Below are 1,535 nucleotides of genomic sequence, written 5' to 3' on the forward strand. Positions count from 1 at the left end.
CTTGGCCAGTTCCTTGACCTCGTTGGCCACCACGGCAAACCCCTTTCCCGCCTCGCCGGCCCGCGCGGCCTCGATGGTCGCGTTCAAGGCCAAGAGGTTGGTTTGCTCGGCGATCGAGGTGATCACCTTGATCACCTTGCCAATCTCTGCGCTGCTTTCGCCCAACTTGGAGATCGTCGTGTCGGTCGCTTCAGCGACGGACACCGCTTGTGTGGCGACTTTGGCCGCCTCGGAGGCGTTCTTGGCGATCTCCCTGATGCTGGCGCTCATCTCTTCGACACCGGTCGCTACGGTCTGCACGTTCTTGCTGACTTGTTCCGAAGCGGCCGAAACAACATTGGCCTGCGAAGCGGTCTCTTCGGCATTCGAACTCATCTGCGAACTAACCGCCGAAAGCTCTTCGGACGAGCTGGCCAGGGTCTGGGCGTTCTGTGCAATGGCACTGATGCTGCGCCGCAGGTCGGCCAGGAAGGTTCCCAAGCCGCTGCCCATCTGGCCGATCGCATCGTGACCCGTGACGGTGACCTCGCGAGTCAAGTCGCCGGAGGCGGCCGCGTTGACGCTTTCGAGGATACTATCGACGCCGGCCTTCAGTTCGATCTCGCGATCCAAGCGTTCGATCATGTTCGAGAGCAATCGCCCCACTCCGCGCAACGCGTCCAGGCGTTCCTGTGATGGATCGACGGTCCCAATCGCAAAAAAATCCATCACGCCGACGATATTGCCGCCGACGATGATCGGGAAGCAAATCGCGGACTTGACCCCGGCCCGCTCGGCCGCCGCCGCCCGGTTGAAACCGGGCCGTTGCGTGACATCGGGGACGAACACCAGTTCGCGTTTCTTCCAGGCCTCGCCGCACAGGCCGACTCCTTCCTGAAATCGGGATTCGACCGTAATCCGGCGGAATTCGTCGTTGACGGATCCGGACTCAACGTCGAATTTCAGGCATCCCTCCTGGGAATCGAGACGCCAGAACGATGCGAACGCCCAACCGAAGGCGGCCCGCACCGTGTCGAGCGAGGCCTTGGCTGCTTCGGCGACCGTCGTCGCTCGGCCAAGCGCCTCGACGACTTGCAACACGGCGCGGGTGTTTTCATTGGCTTCCGCGAGGGCATCGTCGGTCCGTGCCGGCAAACTAGCCGCGCGCTTGGCTTTGCCGGGACGCTTGAGTGTGGCGGTGGTCATGAGGGCTCCTTGGCGGGACAGGTTGGAATTAGTTAGTTTCGTAGCGGAAACGCGAGACGAGCTGAGTCAACTCAGCCGCCATTCGCGACAGCTCGGCCGCGGCTTGTTGCGTGTTAGCCGCCCCTTGAGTTGTGCTGCGGGCCGCCTCGGCCACCTTCGTGATGTTCCGGGCAATCTCGCAGCTTCCCTTGGCCGATTCGGCGACATTACGGCTGATCTCGTTGGTGGTCGCCGTTTGCTCTTCCACGGCGCTGGCGATCGTATTGGAAATGTCGTTGATCTGGTTGATCACGCCGCTGATCTGCTTGATCGCATCGACGGCGCCTTTGGTGTCGTCCTGGATCGCCTCG

General features: G+C 62.1%; 2 protein-coding genes. Both read right to left on the reverse strand.

The features are described from left to right. Window positions 1–1,185, reverse strand: a 1,185-nt coding sequence (locus VGY55_00100) for a methyl-accepting chemotaxis protein (protein ID HEV2968355.1), incomplete at its 3' end; no start/stop codon positions are given. A 28-nt stretch (window positions 1,186–1,213) separates the two neighbouring features. Then, window positions 1,214–1,535 (reverse strand): chemotaxis protein (locus tag VGY55_00105; GenBank protein HEV2968356.1); only part of this gene is annotated, 322 nt, incomplete at its 5' end.

The sequence above is a fragment of the Pirellulales bacterium genome, assembly GCA_035939775.1.
GTDB lineage: Bacteria > Planctomycetota > Planctomycetia > Pirellulales > DATAWG01 > DASZFO01.